Genomic DNA, 13,610 nt, shown 5'->3' on the forward strand with positions numbered 1-13,610 from the left:
CTTCCCAAATGAGTGCCACCGACCAGATCACCGCCGACGACGCCCGTCAGCATGCCCGCGCGAAACGGAACGTCACCGTTCTGGTGATCGCGCAGGCGATTCTTGGCGCGCAAATGCCGATGGTCTTCACCGTCGGTGGACTCGCCGGCCAGTCACTGGCGTCGAACATCTGTTTTGCGACCTTGCCGATCTCGCTTATCGTGCTTGGGTCGATGATCACGGCCTCGCCGATTTCGAGCTTCATGCAGAAATATGGTCGTCCGGCAGGCTTCACCGTCGGCGCCTTGGGTGGCGCACTGGGTGGTGCAGTGGGCGCATACGGGCTTTATATCGCGTCCTTCCCGGTCTTCCTTCTCGGCAGCTTCCTCACCGGCATCTACATGTCGGCGCAGGGCTTCTACCGTTTCGCCGCGGCGGACACCGCGTCGGAGGCCTTCCGCCCCAAGGCGATTTCCTATGTCATGGCGGGCGGTCTGTGTGCGGCGATCCTTGGCCCGCAACTGGTGAAAGCGACGACCGACGCCTACGTCATCCCGTTCCTCGGCACCTACGCCGCCATCATCGCACTCAACCTGATCGGCGCCATCGTTTTCTGGTTCCTCGACATTCCGATTCCCGAAGCCCCGGCCGACGACGCACCGAAGGGACGCACCCGATTGGAATTGATCACCACACCCCGCATCGCTGTCGCGATCATCTGCGGGATGGTCACCTACGCTCTGATGAACCTTGTCATGACATCGACACCGCTGGCCGTGGTCGGGTGCGGCTACACCGCGGGAAATGCTGCCGACATCGTCTCGGCGCACGTGCTCGCAATGTTCGCGCCGTCTTTCTTCACGGGTCACCTCATTGTGCGTTTCGGGGTCGAAAAGATCGTGGCGACCGGGCTGGTGATTCTCGCCGCCGCTGGGGCCGTCGCGCTGCAGGGCGTGGCGCTTGAGAATTTCTATATCGCCCTGATCCTTCTTGGGTTTGGTTGGAATTTCGGGTTCATCGGCGCGACAACGATGCTGACCGCTGCGCACGAACCGCATGAGCGCGGACGCGTACAGGGCATGAACGACGTTCTTGTCTTCGGCGGCGTCACCGTCGCCTCTCTCGCCTCCGGCGGATTGCTGAATTGTTCTGGCGGATCCCCGGTCGAGGGGTGGAGCGCCGTGAACATGGCCATGGCCCCGTTTCTCATGCTCGCGGGCGGCGCGTTGATCTGGCTGGTCCTGAGACCGCGCGAAGAAGCGGTCTGATCCGTAAAATGCGAACCACTTAAGACGCGTGCGCTAAGCGCGTGTTCACACGAGACCTGCATCACCCAAGACACCTGCAACCAGAATGGTGTCTCTATGCTTCGCCCTCTTGCCCTAAGCCTTCTTGCCGCCCTGCCCGGACTGACCGCCTGTCAGCACTACGACAAGGCCGCACATTTTGCCGCCGGCGCGGCGGTCTCGCATATCGTCGCCACGGAGACCAACAACAAGGCGGCCGGCTGTGCCGCTGCCGTTGCGGTGGGTCTGGCAAAGGAAATGATCGACGATCAGGCCGACCCGCTCGACCTCATTGCAACGGGACTTGGGTGTGCAGTGACACTCGAATTCTGAGCCGACTCTACCAACGCCCGGTGAAAGCCTGCCACATCAAACGGCCCTTCTTGTACGCTTCTGCCGTACCAAGCGTCCCATTCGCCACGCGCTGAGGGTCGGCTTGAACCTGTTTCAGGATCGGCCCTGCCTGCCACGCCGCAAGGCCAACCGGACGCGCCACCGGTGGCACCGCACCCCGCGCGCGCCGTGCGTCGGCCAGCCGCGAGAGACCGTCGGTGGCCAGGGCTTTCACAGCGTCGCTCCGACCGTCAACCAAGGGAATGCGCCCCAGCCGTTCGAGCTCTGGCACAGCGCGCAGGAACTGCGCCAAACCGCTCGCAAATCCCAAATCTTTCAACGCCTTGGGCATCTCACCGGAAAGCGCCTGCGCGGCGGCGAGGAAAAGAGAGCCGGCCGTATCTTCGAGATATTTTGAAAATGCCGCCTGATCTTCAAACGGATCGCGATAAACATCCCACAGCCGCGCTTTTACCACGTTTTTCAAAGTGTTGGCCGCCTCAGCGTCCAGAACATGCGCAAGGGACGTCACCACCTCATGCCGCCGCACGACGCCGCCGGAGGCGATTTCGTCCAGCGCATCGGTCCACCATTGCAGCCGCATCTCTGCAATCAGCACCTCCTGCGTCACCCATGGCGCGCGCGACACCTCGACGTTGAACGCGTAAATCGGGAACAGAACTTTCCGGGCGCCCACAGGCGCCGCCATCGTCGCCGCGAAACGATCCGGGTCGCCGCGTTCGACAAGCTGCGCGCAGGCCGTGAGATCGGAATCAAAGCTCATTGATCACATAAATCTCGCTAAATCTTTTTAAACAGTATGTTGTGATCATATCTTCATGTGTAGAGTTAAGATTTATTGGTAACCATATGGAACATCATGCCCGATCCCGAATAAGCTTCCAGCGCACCGCATCCAGCAAGGCCTCAAAAGACGCATCGATGATGTTCGCGCTCACCCCTACGGTTGACCACCGGCGTCCGCTGCCGTCTTCGCTGTCGATGATCACCCGCGTCACGGCTTCGGTCCCGCCTTGCGTGATCCGCACCTTGAAGTCGACAAGCCGCATATCGTCGATAATCTCCTGATAGGATCCCAGGTCTTTGGCCAACGCCTTAGCCAGGGCGTTGACCGGCCCCCGGTCATTGCCAAGGTCATCCATCGACTCGCTCACAGAGAGCTTCTTTTCACCGTCCACCTTCACGACGACCACGGCCTCAGACAGTGAAATCATCTTGTTATACTTGTTCTTACGCCGCTCCACCGTCACGCGATACCGCTTTACCTCAAAGAAATCAGGTAGTTGGCCCAGCTCGTCCCGCGCGAGAAGTTCAAAGCTCGCCTGCGCCGTGTCGTAGGAATACCCATCCGCCTCCCGCGCCTTGATGCGGTCGAGGATACGGGCCAGGGCCGGATCCTTGTCCGGCACCTCCAGCCCGGCTTCCGCCAGACGACGACGCAGGTTGGACTGGCCCGCCTGATTCGACATCGGAATGACCCGCCGGTTGCCGACGCTGGCCGGTTCCACATGTTCGTATGTTGACGGATCCTTGAGGATCGCGCTGGCGTGCAGCCCGGCCTTGTGGGCAAAAGCCGACGATCCGACGTAAGCGGATTGTTTGAACGGCACGCGATTGAGAACCTCGTCCAACATGCGGCTGATCCGTGTCATGCCTTCCAGCGCTTCCGGCGTGACACCCGTTTCAAAGCGACTGGCGTAAGGTTCTTTGAGCAGCAGCGTCGGGATGAGTGACGTCAGGTTCGCGTTGCCACAGCGTTCGCCAAGACCGTTGAGCGTGCCCTGTATCTGGCGCGCGCCCGCGTCCACGGCGGCCAGCGTGGCCGCGACAGCCATTTCGGTATCGTTGTGGGTGTGGATTCCGATACGGTCACCGGGGAGCCCGGCCGCGATGACTGCAGCAGTGATCTCTCCCACCTCAGTCGGCAGCGCACCGCCATTGGTGTCACAAAGCACAACCCACCGGGCCCCGGCGTCATGAGCCGCTTTCAGACAGGTCAGCGCATACTCGGGATTTGCTTTGTATCCATCGAAGAAATGCTCCGCGTCGAAGAGAGCCTCGCGCCCCTGCGCCACGATATGTGCAATCGACGCGCGGATGTTCTCCACGTTTTCGTCCAGACTGATCCCGAGCGCGGCGGTGACGTGGAAGTCATGCGTCTTGCCCACCAGACACACCGCAGGTGTGCCCGCGTTCATCACGGCGGCCAGCACATCGTCGTTCTCTGCTGAGCGCCCTGCCCGCTTTGTCATGCCAAACGCCGCGATCTTGGCGCGGGTGTGGCCCACCTCTTCGAAGAACGCGCTGTCAGTGGGGTTCGCCCCGGGCCAGCCGCCTTCGATGTAGTCGATGCCCAACGCGTCCAGCGCTTCGACAATGCGGTGCTTCTCCGGCGTCGAAAACTGCACGCCCTGCGTCTGCTGGCCGTCGCGAAGCGTGGTGTCGTAGAGGGTGAGGCGTTCCTTGGTCATCGGGTCATTCCCGCGGTTAGGGCAGCGCCCGACCCTGGGTGGGCGCATCTGTCGGTCGATCGGTGTGAGGCGGCGTCACGCGCATGCCATTGGCTTGGTACGAGCGGATAGCCAATGCGCCCTCCCGGGGGGAGGGTCGGGCGCGGCCCGGCGTGCCGCCAGGCGCAGTGGGTCAAGGGATTTGCCATTATACGCCCTCCAGCTTCGTAGCATCGAAGCTCGACCCCGGGACAAGCTCGACCCCAGTTTTTGACATTCGGACTTCGACGCCAGCATCCGACAATGCCGCTTTCATGGCGTCCACGGCGCTGAAATCCTTAGTCGCCATCGCATCTGCGCGAAGTTGCGACAGCCGGTTCGCGTAATCGGACAGGTCAATCTTTGTCTCGTGCCAACCGGCAAGTTGTTCCGTCAAGAGGCCCAATAGCCGAGCAGAAACAACGAAAAGATCAAGATGAGGCCCTGCCTTGTCAGACGCTTCGGCAGCAAGTCTATGCAGTTCAGTAAGAGCTTTCGGGGTGTTCAGGTCATCGCGCAATGCGTCGACAACCGTCGGAACGGGCTTCGGCGGGTCCAGTAGATCTGCTCTGGCGGCCAAGTCGCGCCACTTTCGAAGCGTAGCCTCGGCTTCCTTCCGCTTTTTTTCCGTCCAATCCATCGGTTTCCGATAATGCGTGGACAGGAACACGAACCGGATCACCTCACCCGGGACACCCTGATCCAGCAGGTCGCGGATGGTGAAGAAATTGCCCAGCGACTTGGACATCTTCTTGCCTTCGACCTGCAACATCTCGTTGTGCAGCCAGTAGCGCGCAAAGCCGTGGCCCGCGCATTTCGATTGCGCGATCTCGTTCTCGTGGTGCGGGAACAACAGATCGTTGCCACCGCCGTGGATGTCGAAGCTCTCGCCCAGCAGATCATAGGCCATGGCAGAGCATTCGATGTGCCATCCGGGACGCCCCCGGCCCCACGGGCTGTCCCATCCGGGCAGATCGTCCGAAGACGGCTTCCACATGACGAAGTCCATCGGGTTGCGCTTGTAGGGCGCGACCTCGACCCGGGCGCCTGCGATCATGTCATCGACGGACCGACCGGACAGCTTGCCGTAGCCGTCTTTCCACGAGTCGACGGCGAAAAGCACATGACCCTCGGCCTCGTAGGCATGGCCCTTGGCGATCAGGTCTTCGATCATCGCGATCATCTCGGCGATGTAGGCGGTTGCGCGGGGCATGTGCGTCGGCTCTAGCGCGCCGATGGCGGCCATGTCATCGAGGTACCACTGCGTCGTCTCGGCGGTGATCTCGCCGATCGAGCGACCGGAGTCGGCGGCACGCGCGTTGATCTTGTCATCGACGTCGGTGAAGTTGCGGACGTAGGTCACGTGATCCGCGCCGTAGACATGGCGCAGGAGCCGGAACAACACATCGAACACGATGACTGGGCGCGCGTTTCCGATATGCGCGCGGTCGTAGACAGTGGGTCCGCAGACATACATGCGCACGTTTTTCGGATCGAGGGGGACGAACTCCTCTTTCTTGCGCGTTGCCGTGTTTGTCAGGCGGATGGTCATGGCGAAGTCCTCGCGGAGCGGTATCGCGGCGGACGTATCAAGGTCTGTTCGTGAAGGGAATAGAGGACCGGTCCGCCAGATGGGTTAGCGGATAATGCAGCAAATAGATGTTGCGATCTTGGTCATGCCACGTGCCTAGCGGCGGGCAGCGCATTGGGTCAAGTGTTTTTCCCTGTGTGTCGTCAAAGCGTCGGACCAAGCAATTTAGAAAACGCTTGGTCACACGGTTTCGAAACCGCGTCTCAGGCGTAGCTGACGATCTCGTATTCAACGCCGTCCGGACCATCGAAATAGAACCGCCGTCCGGGCTCGTAATCGGCATGGAGATGTGGCATGTACCCCGCTGCACGAACCTTGGCCTCTGCGGCATCCAGATCGTCGACCGTCAGTCCGATATGGTTCAGTCCGCCGTATTGCGTGTACTTCTTGGGACGGTGATCGGACATGGCGTGACCGGGGCTGTAAAGCGCGATGTAGCTGTCGCCCGTTCCAACATGGACAGAATATCCCTTGCCGGGGGTGTCGCCCTCCCACCGGGTTTCCCAACCGAAGAGCGTGCCAAGCACTTCGGCCGTGGCACGGGCGTCGGGGACGGAGATATTGATATGTTCCAATCGTGTGGTCATGGCGGAGGGTCCTTTATCCTTTTCGGTGAGATGCGATTAGCGTAGGATATCAACAATTGTTTAGATCAACCGAAAAGAATCCAAATATATGAATGATTTAAGAAATCGTGGGTTAAGTATCGGGCAAATCGCGACGCGCACTGGTCTGAATGTCTCGGCCATCCGGTTTTACGAAGATCAGGGGCTCGTCAGTCCGTTTCGCACCGCGGGCGGGACACGTCAGTTCGCGCGGTCTGACATCCGTCGCCTTTCATTCGTGATGATCGCACAAGGCCTCGGGTTTTCGATTGCGGAGATCCGCGATGCGCTGGCCCGGCTGCCCGAGAAGCGAACACCGACCAAGGCCGATTGGGCGCGTTTGTCAGCCGAGTTCCGCACCGTTCTGGACGCCCGCATCTTGCAGATGCAGGCGCTGCGGGAGCGGCTTGACGGGTGTATCGGGTGCGGCTGCCTCTCATTGGAGAGCTGCGCGCTCTATAACCCGGTGGACCGGGCGGCGCAGCGAGGCGCGGGACCGCGTTACCTGATGGGGGATGTGCCACTCGAAGACTGAACTGGACTTTCCGCGGCAGGCTCTGGCAGGAAACGCGAAAGGTTTTGGAGACAGGTATGCCAACGCTATCGCACCGCATCACCACGCTGAATGGCGGCGGGTCGGACGGGTGGGACGTGTTCTACCGCGCTCGCGCGATGGTCGAGGCGGGTGACGACGTGATCGAGCTGACCATTGGCGAGCATGACATTCGTACAGACCCGTCGATCCTGCGCGCCATGTATGACAGCGCCGTGGGAGGGCACACGGGCTATGCATCGGTCCCAGGTGTGAGCGCGCTGCGCGACGCGGTGGCGGCGCGGGTGACCGCACAAAGCGGGGTTGCGACAACACGCGAGAATGTTCTGATTACGCCCGGCGGTCAGGCGGCACTCTTTGCCGCGCATATGGCAGCCTGTTCACCCGGCGATACGACACTGATCGTGGACCCTTTCTATGCCACCTATCCCGGCGTCGTGCGGTCGGCAGGAGCGGTTCCGCGCGCGGTTCCGACCGAGGCCGAGACAGGATTTCTGCCTGATCGTGCGGATCTTGAGGCCGCCGCCAACGGCGCGGCTTCGCTCTTGATCAATACGCCGAACAACCCCACTGGCGCGGTCTACCCGCGCGACACGCTTGAGATGATCGCCGATGTCGTGAAGACCTGCGACATGTGGCTGATCTCGGACGAGGTGTATGACACGCAGGTCTGGGATGGCGCGCATCTGTCGCCGCGGGCCTTGCCAGGGATGGTTGAGCGCACGCTGGTGATCGGCTCCATGTCCAAAAGCCACGCCATGACCGGAAGCCGCTGTGGGTGGGTGATCGGACCCGAAGACGCCATTTCGGCACTTGTCGATCTGGCGACAAACACGACCTACGGCGTGCCGGGCTTCATACAGGATGCGGCACTATTCGCGTTGCGAAATCCCATACTTGAACCAGAGGTGGCCGCCCCGTTCCTGCGCCGGCGGGAGATTGCGGCGCGGGTGCTTAAGGGTCAGCAACTGGTGCAGGCGGTCCCGGCGCAGGGCGCGATGTATGTCATGCTGGACGTCCGCGCGACCGGCCTCTCCGGAGAAGCCTTTGCCAACGCTTTGCTCGACGCAGAGTACATCGCTGTCATGCCCGGCGAAAGCTTTGGCACATCGGCGGCAGGGCATGTGCGCGTGGCGATGACGGTTGACGATGCATGGTTCGAAGACGCGCTGCAGCGGCTTTGCCGGTTCGCAGCACTTTTGGCGGAGGCGGTGTGATGGCAGAACCCGTCTCCTCCATCCGCAATCTGGGCCCCGCCATGGATGAGGCCTGCGCTAAGGCAGGCATCCCATCGGCAGAAGCACTGCGCGAGATGGGCGCAGATGAGGCCTACAAGCGGTTGCTCCTGTCCGGGATACGTCCGCATTTCATCGGTTACTACGTCCTGCATATGGGTTTGCAGGGACGGCCGTGGAACGATTGCAAGGGGGAGGAGAAGAAGGCGCTGCGCGTACGGTTCGATGCGCTGAAGGCCGAAGTGGCGGCACGGTCGGATGCGGTGCCGACCGGGATCGAGCGGTTTCTGGACCAGATCGGCGTCGGCCAGAAGCGGTAGGTCGGACACGTTTGTCCGACCTACGGGGATTGGGTTTAACCGACCAGTTCGAGGCCTGAGAAGAAGAAGGCAATCTCTTCTGCAGCGGTTTCGGGTGCGTCGGAGCCGTGGACCGAGTTTTCGCCCACGGATTCCGCGAACTCGGCGCGGATCGTGCCCGGCGCTGCATCCGCAGGGTTAGTGGCGCCCATGACTTCGCGGTTCTTCGAGATAGCGTTTTCGCCTTCCAGAACCTGCGCCACGATCGGTTCGGACGCCATGAATTCGCACAGTTCGTCGTAGAACGGACGCTCGGCGTGGACGGCGTAGAACTTGCCCGCCTGTGCCTTGGTCAGATGAATGCGCTTCTGCGCGATGATGCGCAGGCCCGCTTCTTCGAACTTGGCGTTGATCTTGCCGGTCAGGTTGCGGCGGGTGGCGTCGGGTTTGATGATCGAGAAGGTCCGTTCGAGGGCCATTTGGGTCGCTCCATCCTTTGAGGGTTGTGTTTGACGCGCCCGTTAACACGCAGGTCTGGCATTGGAAAGCCCCTGCCGGGGCTCGCAGAGGCTCTGCCTCCGCACCTCCGAGGTATTTTTGAAACGAAGAAGAGAGAGGTGCTGGTTTGTTCAGGCGACCGTTGCTATGGGCGGGGCATGTTGAAGATCGAGGACATCACCTATTCCGTGGACGGGCGACCTTTGTTCGAGGGCGCATCGGCGGTTATTCCCGATGGCCACAAGGTTGGTCTGGTTGGGCCGAATGGCGCTGGCAAGACAACGCTTTTCCGGTTGATACGGGGTGAGCTGGCACTTGAAGGCGGGGCAATCTCGGTCCCGCGCGGTGCGCGGATCGGCGGCGTCAGCCAGGAGGTGCCGGGGTCCGACGTGTCTCTGATCGACACTGTGCTGGAGGCCGACACCGAACGGGCCGCCCTGATGGCCGAGGCAGAAACAGCGACCGACGGGGCGCGGATTGCCGAGGTGCAGACGCGGCTTGCCGATATCGACGCGTGGTCAGCCGAGGCGCGCGCGGCGTCGATCCTCAAGGGCCTTGGCTTTGACGATGCCGAGCAGCGGATGCCGTGTTCCGCCTTTTCTGGCGGTTGGCGTATGCGCGTCGCACTTGCGGGTGTTCTCTTTGCCCAGCCGGATTTGCTGTTGCTCGATGAACCGACCAACTATCTTGATCTCGAAGGGGCGCTCTGGCTGGAAAGCTATCTGGCGAAATACCCCTACACGGTCATCGTCATCAGCCACGACCGGGAGCTTCTGAACCGCGCCGTCGGTTCCATTCTGCATCTCGAAAACCGCGCATTGACCTTTTACCAGGGCCCCTATGACCAGTTCGCGCGCCAGCGGGCCGAGCGGCGGGCGCAAGCGGCAGCGGTTGCCAAGAAACAGGCGGCGCGAGTCGCCCATCTTCAGTCCTATGTGGACCGGTTCCGCTACAAGGCGGACAAGGCCAAACAAGCGCAATCGCGGCTGAAAGCCATCGCACGGATGGACATGGTCGCGGCACCCGAAGAGGCGGCGAAGCGGGTGTTTTCCTTTCCGCAGCCGGATGAGCTGTCGCCGCCGATTATCCGGGTCGAGAACGGTGTGACGGGCTACGGCGATACGGAAGTCCTGAAACGGCTGGACCTGCGCATCGATCAGGATGACCGGATCGCGCTTTTGGGCAAGAACGGACAGGGCAAGTCCACATTGGCCAAGCTCTTGTCCGACAGGTTGCCGTTGATGGCGGGACGGATCACGCGGTCGTCGAAACTGCGCATCGGGTTCTTTGCGCAGCATCAGGTCGACGAACTTCATGTCGACGAGACGCCGCTCGATCATCTCCGGCGCGTGCGTCCGGATGAGGTGCCGGGCAAGCATCGCGCGCGACTGGCAGGATTTGGTTTGGGGACCGATCAGGCGGAGACGCTGGTCGGGCGGCTCTCGGGCGGTCAAAAGGCGCGACTGTCGCTCCTTCTGGCCACGATTGACGCGCCGCATCTGCTGATCCTCGATGAACCGACCAACCACCTCGACATCGAAAGCCGTGAGGCTCTGGTGGAAGCGCTCACCGCGTATTCCGGCGCGGTCATTCTGGTCAGCCACGACATGCACCTTCTGTCCATGGTCGCGGATCGCTTGTGGCTGGTAAAAGACGGCACCGTTGCGCCCTACGACGACGATCTCGACGCGTATCGCACGATGCTTCTTGCCGCAGACAAGCCGGCGAAAACCGACAAGGCAAAGCCTGCGCGCCCTGCCCGACCCGACCGCGACACACTGCTGGCCCTGCGTGCCGAGGTGCGCAAATGCGAAGCACGGGTGGAGAAAATCGAACAGATGCGCGAGCAGCTTGCCACGAAACTCGCTGACCCCGCGCTCTACGAGGATGGGCGGACCGGTGAGTTGGAAACCTGGAACAAGAAATACGCCGAGGTGATGGAGGGTCTGCACCGAGCCGAAGCGCTGTGGGAAAAGGCGCTCGAGAAGCTGGAGATGGCGGAACAGGTCTAGGCGCGTTCCGAGACATCGTCTTGCCAGACGGGCCTCACACCGGTAGCGAGCGGTCATGGATCCCGCCTTCCTCATATCCGCCTTTGTCACGCTGTTCGTGGTCATCGACCCGATCGGCCTGACACCGATCTTCATCGCGCTCACCCCTGGCATGACAGTGCAGCAGCGGCGCGCGATTGCGGTGCGAGCGACGGTGATTGCGGCCGGATTGCTGTTTCTCTTCGCGTTTCTCGGCGAACAGGTGCTGGTCTTCATCGGTATTTCAATGCCCGCGTTCCGGATTGCGGGCGGTATCCTGTTGTTTCTGACCGCGCTCGACATGTTGTTCGAACGCCGCACGAAGCGCCGCGAGGATCAGGCGGAAGCCGAAGATGCGCCCGACCCGTCCGTGTTCCCGATCGCCATCCCGCTAATCGCCGGTCCGGGGGCCATCGCGTCCATCATCCTGTTGACCGGCGAAGCCGACGGGACGGTCGGCATTGTATCGGTGCTGGGTGTCATGGTCGGTGTGCTGACGCTGGTGTTCCTCTTCTTTCTGAGCGCCACGGCCATTGAACGGGCTTTGGGCAAAACCGGAATCGTGGTCGTGACGCGGCTTTTGGGCATGTTGTTGGCGGCGCTTTCCGTGCAATTTGTGCTGGACGGTATTCAGGGTTTTGGCCTTACCCTTGGCGGATAGGCCACGGACCTACAAAATACGCGGGTTGCGCCCTACATTTCATGTAAGACCTTGTGAGGAAGCAGCATGTCCACGATGGAATATGGCAATCTGGCGTATCTCGTCCTGCTGGGCGCGGTTCTGGTGTTCTGGTTCTTTGTCCAGAACCGGCAGAGCCTGAACAAGACGTTGCAGCAAGGGGCGCTGTGGGGTCTGATCTTTCTTGGCACTGTCGCGGCGGTGGGGTTGTGGGGCGATATCCGACAGACGGTCCATCCGCAGCAGATGGTGATGACCGATGCCGGTCGGATCGAGGTGCCGCGCGGCCCCGATGGGCATTACTATCTGACACTGGACATCAACGAGACACCCGTGCGCTTTGTCGTTGACACCGGCGCGACAAGCATGGTGCTGACACAGGCCGATGCCGCACGGGTCGGGTTGGATGATGAAGACATGATCTTCTACTCTGAGGCGATGACGGCAAATGGCGTGGTACGCACCGCGCCGGTTCGGCTGGACGATGTGGCGCTGGGTCCCTTTCACGACCGAAACGTCCGGGCCTTCGTCAACGAAGGAGAGATGACCAAGTCGCTTCTGGGCATGGAATATCTCAACCGGTTTGCCCGGCTCGAGATCGCAAACGGGCGACTTGTGCTGGAGCGCTAGCCCCCCTTTTCTGGGGGGTTGGCGGGAAGAAGCCGTTGGGCTACGGTTTGCCACACACCGAAGACGGAACACTCATGCGCCACTCGCTGCCCATTGCGCCACAGTTCTATGTGACGGCTCCACAGCCTTGCCCGTACCTGCCCGGTCGGATGGAGCGCAAGCTGTTTACGGCATTGCAGGGAGAGCAAGCGGACAAGTTGAACAACGGGTTGTCGAAGCAGGGCTTTCGCCGGTCGCAGAACGTACTCTATCGCCCGTCCTGCTCGGACTGCGCGGCGTGTCTATCGGCCCGCATTGACGTGGCGAAATTCCGCGCATCGCGCAGCCAGCGCCGAACAATCCGGCGCAACGATCATTTGCGCCGTCGGGCGTCCAGCGCCTGGGCGACCGAAGACCAGTACGATCTGTTCCGCACATATCTGGATGCCCGGCACGCCGACGGCGGAATGGCGGATATGGATGTGTTCGACTTTGCAGCCATGGTCGAAGAAACACCGATCCGGTCGCGGGTCATCGAGTACACAAATGAAGAGACGCGTGACTTGCAGGCAGTGTGCCTGACGGATGTGCTCGATGATGGTTTGAGCATGGTCTATTCGTTCTACGCCCCCGACGTGCCAGCGCAGAGCCTTGGCACCTATATGATCCTCGATCATGTGGAGATCGCGCGGGAAGCAGGTCTGCCCTATGTCTACCTAGGCTATTGGGTGCCGGGCAGTCCCAAGATGGGCTACAAAGCATCCTTCTCGGGCCTGGAAGTCTACCGCCACGGCGCGTGGGAGCCGTTCAAGCACAAAGATGCGTATTCGGCGGACACGCATCCCATGTCGACCGATCCAATTGCCGAACAGGTCGCGAATATCTCGCTGCCGGATCTGCGCGCATAAAATCGACCGCACTCTGCGGTCCTGCGGAATCTGTGACGGCACTCCGGAACGCTCTGCCATTGCGCGCGTTACCCTTTCGCATATTCGAAAGGAGCGAGACATGGCTGAACGAGACAAACTGGTACTGCCCATTGCCAAACTGGCGCGTGACAACGATCAATTCCGCGAGGTGATTTGGACCGGCGACGAGACGCAACTGGTCCTGATGGCGATCCCCGAAGGTGGCGAAATCGGTGGGGAAACCCATGAAGGCCACGACCAGCTGCTCTACTTCGTCGACGGCATGGGCAAAGCCAAGATTGGCGACGACGAGATGGAGATCTCGGCTGGCGATGTCGCCATCGTGCCGTCCGGCAAGTATCACAACTTCAAGAATACCGGCACCGGCATGCTGCGTCTTTACACGACATACTCTCCGCCCGAGCATGAGGCTGGCACAGAGCATGACACCAAGGAAGACGCGGACGCGGCGTAACGCTTAAGTCTGTGAAATCA

At 61.2% G+C, this 13,610-nt stretch carries 15 protein-coding genes; 10 read left to right on the top strand and 5 right to left on the bottom strand.

The window, feature by feature from the left end; genetic code table 11:
- The first annotated feature begins 8 nt into the window (after positions 1-8).
- A complete protein-coding gene (locus BUA42_RS07165; protein WP_072777029.1) occupies positions 9-1,247 on the top strand; it encodes an MFS transporter in 1,239 nt (412 codons plus the stop codon).
- Positions 1,248-1,343: 96 nt separating this feature from the next.
- Positions 1,344-1,598 carry a hypothetical protein gene (locus BUA42_RS07170; protein WP_072777030.1) on the top strand — a complete coding sequence of 85 codons (255 nt, stop codon included), beginning with the start codon at positions 1,344-1,346 and terminating at the stop codon, positions 1,596-1,598.
- Between the two features lie 7 nt (positions 1,599-1,605).
- On the opposite strand, the gene BUA42_RS07175 is transcribed toward BUA42_RS07170, so the two are convergent.
- The 4 genes from BUA42_RS07175 to BUA42_RS07190 all read right to left on the bottom strand — a co-directional run bounded on the left by BUA42_RS07175 (position 1,606) and on the right by BUA42_RS07190 (position 6,286).
- A complete protein-coding gene (locus BUA42_RS07175) occupies positions 1,606-2,382 on the bottom strand; it encodes a phytoene/squalene synthase family protein (RefSeq protein ID WP_072777031.1) in 777 nt (258 codons plus the stop codon).
- 94 nt (positions 2,383-2,476) lie between these two features.
- Complete coding sequence (gene cimA, locus BUA42_RS07180) at positions 2,477-4,090, bottom strand: citramalate synthase (protein ID WP_072777032.1); 1,614 nt, start codon at positions 4,088-4,090, stop codon at positions 2,477-2,479.
- A gap of 187 nt (positions 4,091-4,277) precedes the next feature.
- Complete coding sequence (cysS, locus tag BUA42_RS07185; RefSeq protein WP_072777033.1) at positions 4,278-5,660, bottom strand: cysteine--tRNA ligase; 1,383 nt, start codon at positions 5,658-5,660, stop codon at positions 4,278-4,280.
- Between the two features lie 242 nt (positions 5,661-5,902).
- On the bottom strand, positions 5,903-6,286 hold the full coding sequence (locus BUA42_RS07190; RefSeq protein ID WP_072777034.1) for a VOC family protein: 384 nt from the start codon (positions 6,284-6,286) through the stop codon (positions 5,903-5,905).
- A gap of 88 nt (positions 6,287-6,374) precedes the next feature.
- Between BUA42_RS07190 and soxR the strand changes: the two genes are divergently transcribed.
- Genes soxR through BUA42_RS07205 form a run of 3 tightly spaced genes read left to right on the top strand, consistent with a single transcriptional unit; the run spans position 6,375 to position 8,412 of the window.
- On the top strand, positions 6,375-6,839 hold the full coding sequence (gene soxR / locus BUA42_RS07195; protein ID WP_072777035.1) for a redox-sensitive transcriptional activator SoxR: 465 nt from the start codon (positions 6,375-6,377) through the stop codon (positions 6,837-6,839).
- Between the two features lie 56 nt (positions 6,840-6,895).
- Positions 6,896-8,074, top strand: a complete 1,179-nt coding sequence (locus BUA42_RS07200; protein WP_072777036.1) for a pyridoxal phosphate-dependent aminotransferase — start codon at positions 6,896-6,898, stop codon at positions 8,072-8,074.
- Positions 8,074-8,412, top strand: coding sequence for a TfoX/Sxy family protein (locus tag BUA42_RS07205; RefSeq protein WP_072777037.1), 339 nt, complete (start codon positions 8,074-8,076; stop codon positions 8,410-8,412). Before BUA42_RS07200 ends, BUA42_RS07205 begins: the two co-directional genes overlap by 1 nt.
- A gap of 35 nt (positions 8,413-8,447) precedes the next feature.
- Here BUA42_RS07205 and ndk read toward each other — a convergent pair whose 3' ends face one another.
- Positions 8,448-8,870 (bottom strand): nucleoside-diphosphate kinase, encoded by a 423-nt coding sequence (gene ndk, locus BUA42_RS07210; protein WP_072777038.1) that lies wholly within the window; start codon positions 8,868-8,870, stop codon positions 8,448-8,450.
- 177 nt (positions 8,871-9,047) lie between these two features.
- Here ndk and BUA42_RS07215 point away from each other — a divergent pair, with 177 nt between their 5' ends.
- From BUA42_RS07215 to BUA42_RS07235, 5 genes are all read left to right on the top strand, one after another.
- Complete coding sequence (locus tag BUA42_RS07215) at positions 9,048-10,901, top strand: ABC-F family ATP-binding cassette domain-containing protein (RefSeq protein WP_072777039.1); 1,854 nt, start codon at positions 9,048-9,050, stop codon at positions 10,899-10,901.
- A 55-nt stretch (positions 10,902-10,956) separates the two neighbouring features.
- Complete coding sequence (locus BUA42_RS07220; protein WP_072777040.1) at positions 10,957-11,580, top strand: MarC family protein; 624 nt, start codon at positions 10,957-10,959, stop codon at positions 11,578-11,580.
- Between the two features lie 66 nt (positions 11,581-11,646).
- Entirely contained in the window at positions 11,647-12,228 is a 582-nt protein-coding gene (locus BUA42_RS07225; protein WP_072777041.1) for a retropepsin-like aspartic protease family protein, read from the top strand.
- A gap of 74 nt (positions 12,229-12,302) precedes the next feature.
- Entirely contained in the window at positions 12,303-13,115 is an 813-nt protein-coding gene (locus BUA42_RS07230; protein ID WP_072777461.1) for an arginyltransferase, read from the top strand.
- A 100-nt stretch (positions 13,116-13,215) separates the two neighbouring features.
- Positions 13,216-13,590 carry a cupin domain-containing protein gene (locus BUA42_RS07235; protein WP_072777042.1) on the top strand — a complete coding sequence of 125 codons (375 nt, stop codon included), beginning with the start codon at positions 13,216-13,218 and terminating at the stop codon, positions 13,588-13,590.
- The last annotated feature ends 20 nt before the right edge of the window (positions 13,591-13,610 follow it).

It is taken from the genome of Marivita hallyeonensis, from assembly GCF_900129875.1.
Taxonomy (GTDB): Bacteria; Pseudomonadota; Alphaproteobacteria; order Rhodobacterales; family Rhodobacteraceae; genus Marivita; species Marivita hallyeonensis.

What these genes read in the sequence shown, in the direction of transcription:
- BUA42_RS07165 (WP_072777029.1), top strand. Translation starts at nt 9, where the DNA reads ATGAGTGCCACCGACCAGATCACCGCCGACGACGCCCGTCAGCATGCC.
- BUA42_RS07170 (WP_072777030.1), top strand. Translation starts at nt 1,344, where the DNA reads ATGCTTCGCCCTCTTGCCCTAAGCCTTCTTGCCGCCCTGCCCGGACTG.
- BUA42_RS07175 (WP_072777031.1), bottom strand. Translation starts at nt 2,382, where the DNA reads ATGAGCTTTGATTCCGATCTCACGGCCTGCGCGCAGCTTGTCGAACGC.
- cimA (WP_072777032.1), bottom strand. Translation starts at nt 4,090, where the DNA reads ATGACCAAGGAACGCCTCACCCTCTACGACACCACGCTTCGCGACGGC.
- cysS (WP_072777033.1), bottom strand. Translation starts at nt 5,660, where the DNA reads ATGACCATCCGCCTGACAAACACGGCAACGCGCAAGAAAGAGGAGTTC.
- BUA42_RS07190 (WP_072777034.1), bottom strand. Translation starts at nt 6,286, where the DNA reads ATGACCACACGATTGGAACATATCAATATCTCCGTCCCCGACGCCCGT.
- soxR (WP_072777035.1), top strand. Translation starts at nt 6,375, where the DNA reads ATGAATGATTTAAGAAATCGTGGGTTAAGTATCGGGCAAATCGCGACG.
- BUA42_RS07200 (WP_072777036.1), top strand. Translation starts at nt 6,896, where the DNA reads ATGCCAACGCTATCGCACCGCATCACCACGCTGAATGGCGGCGGGTCG.
- BUA42_RS07205 (WP_072777037.1), top strand. Translation starts at nt 8,074, where the DNA reads ATGGCAGAACCCGTCTCCTCCATCCGCAATCTGGGCCCCGCCATGGAT.
- ndk (WP_072777038.1), bottom strand. Translation starts at nt 8,870, where the DNA reads ATGGCCCTCGAACGGACCTTCTCGATCATCAAACCCGACGCCACCCGC.
- BUA42_RS07215 (WP_072777039.1), top strand. Translation starts at nt 9,048, where the DNA reads ATGTTGAAGATCGAGGACATCACCTATTCCGTGGACGGGCGACCTTTG.
- BUA42_RS07220 (WP_072777040.1), top strand. Translation starts at nt 10,957, where the DNA reads ATGGATCCCGCCTTCCTCATATCCGCCTTTGTCACGCTGTTCGTGGTC.
- BUA42_RS07225 (WP_072777041.1), top strand. Translation starts at nt 11,647, where the DNA reads ATGTCCACGATGGAATATGGCAATCTGGCGTATCTCGTCCTGCTGGGC.
- BUA42_RS07230 (WP_072777461.1), top strand. Translation starts at nt 12,303, where the DNA reads ATGCGCCACTCGCTGCCCATTGCGCCACAGTTCTATGTGACGGCTCCA.
- BUA42_RS07235 (WP_072777042.1), top strand. Translation starts at nt 13,216, where the DNA reads ATGGCTGAACGAGACAAACTGGTACTGCCCATTGCCAAACTGGCGCGT.